General features: G+C 41.1%; 6 protein-coding genes, 2 tRNA genes and 1 rRNA gene. 8 read left to right on the top strand and 1 reads right to left on the bottom strand.

Annotation, left to right across the window (positions count from 1 at the left end; genetic code table 11):
* Positions 1–75 precede the first annotated feature (75 nt).
* From rrf to HMPREF9065_RS07160, 3 genes are all read left to right on the top strand, one after another.
* A 5S ribosomal RNA gene (rrf, locus tag HMPREF9065_RS07150) occupies positions 76–191 on the top strand.
* A 7-nt stretch (positions 192–198) separates the two neighbouring features.
* A tRNA-Asp gene (locus HMPREF9065_RS07155) sits at positions 199–275 on the top strand.
* Positions 276–304: 29 nt separating this feature from the next.
* A tRNA-Trp gene (locus HMPREF9065_RS07160) sits at positions 305–380 on the top strand.
* Positions 381–867: 487 nt separating this feature from the next.
* Here HMPREF9065_RS07160 and HMPREF9065_RS07165 read toward each other — a convergent pair.
* On the bottom strand, positions 868–2,190 hold the full coding sequence (locus tag HMPREF9065_RS07165) for an anaerobic C4-dicarboxylate transporter (protein ID WP_021615576.1): 1,323 nt from the start codon (positions 2,188–2,190) through the stop codon (positions 868–870).
* Between the two features lie 321 nt (positions 2,191–2,511).
* Here HMPREF9065_RS07165 and HMPREF9065_RS07170 point away from each other — a divergent pair, with 321 nt between their 5' ends.
* The 5 genes from HMPREF9065_RS07170 to HMPREF9065_RS07190 all read left to right on the top strand — a co-directional run bounded on the left by HMPREF9065_RS07170 (position 2,512) and on the right by HMPREF9065_RS07190 (position 5,871).
* Positions 2,512–2,952, top strand: coding sequence for a rhodanese-like domain-containing protein (locus HMPREF9065_RS07170; protein WP_033002431.1), 441 nt, complete (start codon positions 2,512–2,514; stop codon positions 2,950–2,952).
* Between the two features lie 14 nt (positions 2,953–2,966).
* The gene (gene secB / locus HMPREF9065_RS07175) at positions 2,967–3,470 is read left to right on the top strand and encodes a protein-export chaperone SecB (protein WP_021615574.1); all 504 of its coding nucleotides are present in this window, start codon (positions 2,967–2,969) and stop codon (positions 3,468–3,470) included.
* An 80-nt stretch (positions 3,471–3,550) separates the two neighbouring features.
* Positions 3,551–4,564 carry an NAD(P)H-dependent glycerol-3-phosphate dehydrogenase gene (gene gpsA, locus HMPREF9065_RS07180; RefSeq protein WP_033002427.1) on the top strand — a complete coding sequence of 338 codons (1,014 nt, stop codon included), beginning with the start codon at positions 3,551–3,553 and terminating at the stop codon, positions 4,562–4,564.
* Positions 4,565–4,567: 3 nt separating this feature from the next.
* Positions 4,568–5,365: a serine O-acetyltransferase gene (gene cysE, locus HMPREF9065_RS07185; protein ID WP_021615572.1), complete on the top strand. Its 798-nt coding sequence runs from the start codon at positions 4,568–4,570 to the stop codon at positions 5,363–5,365.
* Between the two features lie 116 nt (positions 5,366–5,481).
* On the top strand, positions 5,482–5,871 hold the full coding sequence (locus HMPREF9065_RS07190) for a RidA family protein (RefSeq protein ID WP_021615570.1): 390 nt from the start codon (positions 5,482–5,484) through the stop codon (positions 5,869–5,871).
* Positions 5,872–6,000: the final 129 nt, after the last annotated feature.

Raw genomic sequence — 6,000 nt, 5'->3', positions numbered from 1 at the left:
CCCATGTGAGAGTAGGTCACCGCCAAGTTTATTACTTGAGTAAATTGAATGTTAGTTTATTCAAGTAATAAATTTTTTAGCAGTCATAATGCAGTAGGCCCACCTGATTCCATACCGAACTCAGAAGTGAAATGCTGTTATGCCGATGGTAGTGTGGGATGTTCCCATGTGAGAGTAGGTCACTGCTAATCCCTATTAGGAGTGGTAGTTCAGCTGGTTAGAATACCTGCCTGTCACGCAGGGGGTCGCGGGTTCGAGTCCCGTCCATTCCGCCAATTTCAGTTATCTAAAGTTACATACCAATAGGGGCGTAGTTCAATTGGTAGAGCACCGGTCTCCAAAACCGGGTGTTGGGAGTTCGAGCCTCTCCGCCCCTGCCATTGATTATAAACTCGTTATATATCCCATCAAAATATTCTATCTTTTTATAAATTCTATTTAAATCTCGTGTGAATATCTTGCTTTAACTTAACTGTAATTCTTCAGGCAAATACTAAACAGTAAATAGTTTGACGGTTTGTTTCCCGTTTTTGGGAATGTAGAGCATTCTATATATCTCATGTGCTTTATAAAAAGACTGAGCAAGTAGCACACTCTTTTTTACATTGATGATCAATGAATACAACAATAAAATGTCGTCTTTAAAGAGCATTTTGTGTATTTTGCTTTGGCATAATATTATTCACCCTTTACCTAATGCTATTGTTTCCATAGGTTCTCCCTTAGCTTGTTGGGAAGGAGAGTTTCGTTTTGTTGATTATGCGATGAGAAATAAAGTGCGGTCATTTTTGACGTTATTTCGTGTGAATTGAATGTAAAAAAATAGCGCCTGATATCAGGCGCTATATGTTGTATTAAGGAATGTTGTTATAGCAAGATATTGGCAAATAATAAGCCGAAACCTAAACAAAATGCCATGCTTAATAAGCCGGGTAGCATGAAACTGTGGTTAAAAATATACTTACCGATTCGTGTTGTACCGGTTGTGTCAAAGTCAATTGAAGCAATGATTGGGCCGTAGTTCGGAATAAAGAAATAACCGTTTACTGCCACGAATACGCCAATCAAGATAGCCGGTGGAATACCAAGTGCGATACCAAGCGGGAATAATGTTGCTACTGTTGCGCCTTGGCTGTTGACTAACACAGAAAGAACGAATAGTGCTAAAGCAAATGTCCAAGGTGCGGTTTCGACTAAGCCTTTTACTAAACCTTTAACTTCTTCCATATGCGCTTGCATTAAGGTATCACCTAACCATGCGATACCGAAAATAGCGATTACCGCACGCATACCGGCGTGGAATACAGAACCTTTAGTAATTTCAGTGCTATCCGGTTTACAGGTTAAGATAATTAACGCACCGATAGATAGCATGATGATCTCAATGGTATGTGCCATACCCATTGGTTTGCCATCAAATACCGGACGAAGAGAAGGCATTGCTCCCATTAACACAACAAGTAATGCACCAAATAAGAAAAGGGATACGGAGATTTTGGCGGATTTGCTAATTTCAAGCTCTTTACCGACAACAGTTGAATTAAAGGCTTCCGCATATTTTGGATCGTGTAAACGACGTTGATATTCTGGATCATCTTTTAATTCTTTACCCATTTTATTGACAAATAAACAAGCGCAGAAAATTCCCAAAATAGTAGAAGGAATTGTAACGATTAACACATCCCCTAAATGAATGCCCTGTGGCTCAAGATACGCGACAACTGCAACTACAGCAGCAGCAATCGGACTGGCAACAATCGCAAATTGAGAGGCGATAACTGCCATGGACATTGGACGTTCAGGACGGACGCCATTTTGGCGACTCACTTCGGCAATTACCGGTAATACAGAATAGGCGACGTGGCCCGTACCGGCTAATAGCGTAAAGGTCCAAGTCACTGCAGGGGCGATAAATGTAATATGCTTTGGATTGCGACGTAAAATATTTGTCGCAATTTTGATCATGTAATCTAAACCACCTGACGCTTGCATTGCAGCTGCCGCAGAAACTACTGCCATAATCATAAACATCACGTCAATTGGCAAACCTGCCGGTTTTAAGCCGAAACCGAAAGATAAGATAGCCAGCCCCAAGCCGCCAAAGACACCCAAACCGATACCACCTACGCGTGCACCGACTAAAATACAGAGCAACACGATGGCGAACTGAAGTAAAAACATAGCAGACATACTGCCTCCTTTAAGTAAAACATAAAACTTGTATGGGGTATAAGAAATTATACTCAGCGATATTTGATAGACCTACCTTATTTAAGATAAATCATGATGTCGTAACTCAAAAATCGATTTAATTATATAAGAATTACGTAATAGTGAGTATGTGAGAGATTTGATGTTCTGATTGATTTATGATCTAGGTCACATTTTAAATCAATAAATGATTGTTATTTGAGCAAGTTCTGCCTTGGAATAAAAACAATAATTTTTGATAAATGGCGAAAGTAAAGTTATACTCTAGCTTTCTTTTTAAACCTAATGATTGAGAAACAAATGGAAGAATTTATGCCGATGGCAACGGCGTTTGCCAAAAATCATACACTCATTGTTGTTGCTTGGGTGGCTGTGTTTATTATGGTGATTTTCAGCTTTATTAAAGCCGCCACCAGTAAAACAAAGGTGATTGATAATGCCGAAGCAATTGCCTTAATGAACAATCAAAATGCCGTGGTTATTGACTTGCGTTCTATTGATGAGTTTACCAATGGACATATTATCAATAGCCTCAACCTGTTGCCTACCGAAATTAAAAATCACAACGTTGGCAAAATTGAACAACATAAAGACACACCGGTGATTTTAGTGTGTACAAATGGGGTAACCTCGACAACCTCTGCAGAGATTTTGGCAAAACAAGGCTTTAATCATGTATATACGTTAAAAGATGGCCTAGCAGGCTGGCGTGCAGCAAGCTTACCTTTAGTTAGAAAATAAATAAGGACTCCAATATGACCGAAGAAAAAAAAGACGTGATGAACGAAGAGCAAGAGGCTCAAGCCGTACTTCAAATTCAACGTATCTATGTCAAAGATATTTCTTTTGAAGCGCCAAATCTTCCACATATTTTCCATCAAGAATGGAAACCGAAATTGTCGTTTGATTTATCTACCGAAACCGTAAAATTAGGCGATGATTTATATGAAGTGTGTTTAAATCTTTCTGTTGAAACCACATTGGAAGATTCCGGTGATGTGGCGTTTATTTGTGAAGTTAAACAAGCCGGTGTATTCACGATTAGTGGTTTAGATGATATGCAAATGGCGCATTGTTTAACAGCGCAATGCCCAAATATGCTATTCCCATATGCGCGCGAATTAGTCTCTAATTTAGTTAATCGTGGCACATTCCCAGCATTAAACCTTTCTCCGGTGAACTTCGATGCATTATTTGTTGAGTATTTACAACGTCAACAACAAGAGCAAGAATCCGAAGAGCAACCAAGCGTGAACTAATCTGCAAAACCCGCTTCATTAAGTGATAAAGCGGGTTTATTTTTTCGTTACCGTCTTTTTCGCCATTCAAGGAGTTAATGATGAATACGACTTTGACCCATTCTTCAATTACTGTGTTAGGCGCCGGTTCTTTCGGTACGGCATTAGCCATTGCATTTTCACGTAATGGACATCCCACTTACCTTTGGGGACACAATCCGCAAAAAATGCAGAAACTGAATGCTGAGCGACAAAATGCAGAATTTTTGCCGGATATTATTTTCCCTGAGGCGTTATCTCTGGAAGCCGATTTAGCGAAAGCGATTCAAGCATCACGGGATTTATTGTTGGCGGTTCCAAGTCATTGCTTTGGTGACATTCTCTCACAAATTCGACCGCACTTACGTCCTGACAGCCGTATCATTTGGGCAACGAAAGGTTTGGAGCGGGATACGGGTCGTTTGTTAGAAGAGGTGATTAAGGAAAAATTGGGCAACCACTATCCGTTAGCCGTGCTTTCCGGGCCAACCTTTGCTAAAGAGCTAGCATCAGGGCTTCCTACAGCAATTACTTTAGCGTCGAATAACGAAGAATTTGCGTTGCAGTTTCAGGCGCGTATTCATTGCAGTAAACATTTTCGTGTGTATATTAACAACGATATGCTTGGCGTGCAGTTGGGTGGAGCGATTAAAAACGTGATTGCTATCGGTGCAGGTATTTCCGATGGCATGGGATTTGGCGCAAACGCCAGAACAGCGCTGATTACGCGTGGCATTGCCGAAATATCCCGTTTAGGCACCGCACTTGGGGCAAACCCGAATACATTTATGGGAATGTCGGGGTTAGGTGATCTTGTTTTAACCTGTACTGACAATCAATCCCGCAACCGTCGCTTTGGTATTATGCTGGGGCAGGGCTTTTCTGCTCAAACGGCAATGGATAATATCGGTCAGGTCGTGGAGGGCTTTTATAATACAAAAGAAGCGCATTTGCTTGCGCAACGGCACGGTATCGAAATGCCTATCACGGAGCAAATTTATCAAGTGCTATTTTGTGGTAAAAATGCAAAAGAAGCGGCAGTAAATTTATTAGGCAGAGAACGTAAAGAGGAATAATTCATGTCATCGACGGTTTGGCAATCTATTCGTCAGGAAGCGAAAGAGTTGGTAGAGAATGAACCTATGCTTGCCAGTTTTTTCCATTCCACCATTTTAAAACACCATAACTTAGGCAGCGCGTTAAGTTATATTTTAGCGAACAAATTAGCCAATACGATTATGCCGGCAATTGCCTTGCGTGAGATTATTGAAGAAACCTATCAGGAAAAACCAAGCATCATTGAATGTGCTGCCTGTGACATTCAAGCGGTGCGTCAGCGCGATCCGGCAGTGGAGCTTTGGTCAACACCATTGCTTTATTTAAAAGGGTTTCATGCCATTCAAAGTTATCGTATTACACACTATTTATGGCAACAAAATCGCAAAGCACTTGCGATTTACCTGCAAAATCAGATTTCTGTGGCGTTTGATGTGGATATTCACCCGGCAGCAAAAATCGGCCATGGCATCATGTTTGACCATGCCACTGGTATTGTGGTAGGGGAAACGTCCGTGATTGAAAATAACGTGTCTATTTTGCAAGGCGTTACGCTTGGTGGAACAGGTAAAGAATGTGGCGATCGCCATCCGAAAATTCATGAAGGTGTGATGATCGGTGCCGGCGCAAAGATCTTAGGCAATATCGAAGTCGGCAAATACGCTAAAATCGGTGCTAATTCAGTGGTCCTACAACCGGTTCCGGACTATGCCACCGCCGCCGGCGTACCGGCACGCATTATAGGCAAAGACAAAGATGCCAAACCGGCATTTGAGATGGACCAAAATTTTATTGATCTGGGCATGGAATTAAACATTTAGCACACATCATCAGTAAAAACATCATAAAAATTGACCGCACTTTTCTGATGATGGTTTCTGGTCTCTCTAGAAACTGTCGTGAGAAAAGTCGTAACCAGAAGAAAATGAGGTAAAAAATGACAAACGTAATTCATACCGATAAAGCACCGGCAGCTATCGGCCCCTATGTTCAAGCCGTTGATTTGGGGAATTTGGTGTTCACCTCCGGACAAATTCCGGTGAACCCGCAAACTGGCGAGATTCCGACAGATATTGCTCAACAAGCGAGACAGTCTTTAGAAAATATTAAAGCGATTTTAGAACAAGCCGGTTTAGGCGTGAAAGATATTGTGAAAACCACGGTATTTGTGAAAGATTTAAAAGATTTTGCAACAGTTAACGCAGAGTATGAAGCCTTTTTCAAAGCGCATCATCATCCAAGTTTTCCGGCACGTTCTTGTGTCGAAGTCGCGCGTTTGCCGAAAGATGTTGGATTAGAAATCGAAGCGATTGCTGTTAGATCATAATTATTTAGCGAATATGACTTCTTAAGGTCAAACCTTTGTTAAACAGAGGTTTGGCCTTTTTTCTTGGTTTGTTACACCATGGCGCATTTAGGTGACGCATTGATTCTATTGTTAGGCATTATTTTAATG

Source organism: Aggregatibacter sp. oral taxon 458 str. W10330 (assembly GCF_000466335.1).
Lineage (GTDB): Bacteria > Pseudomonadota > Gammaproteobacteria > Enterobacterales > Pasteurellaceae > Aggregatibacter.
This window is presented reverse-complemented; position numbering and strand designations above follow the sequence as displayed.

Excerpts from the sequence above, each read along its gene's own strand:
- HMPREF9065_RS07165 (WP_021615576.1), bottom strand. The coding sequence starts at position 2,190 with ATGTCTGCTATGTTTTTACTTCAGTTCGCCATCGTGTTGCTCTGTATT.
- HMPREF9065_RS07170 (WP_033002431.1), top strand. The coding sequence starts at position 2,512 with ATGGAAGAATTTATGCCGATGGCAACGGCGTTTGCCAAAAATCATACA.
- secB (WP_021615574.1), top strand. The coding sequence starts at position 2,967 with ATGACCGAAGAAAAAAAAGACGTGATGAACGAAGAGCAAGAGGCTCAA.
- gpsA (WP_033002427.1), top strand. The coding sequence starts at position 3,551 with ATGAATACGACTTTGACCCATTCTTCAATTACTGTGTTAGGCGCCGGT.
- cysE (WP_021615572.1), top strand. The coding sequence starts at position 4,568 with ATGTCATCGACGGTTTGGCAATCTATTCGTCAGGAAGCGAAAGAGTTG.
- HMPREF9065_RS07190 (WP_021615570.1), top strand. The coding sequence starts at position 5,482 with ATGACAAACGTAATTCATACCGATAAAGCACCGGCAGCTATCGGCCCC.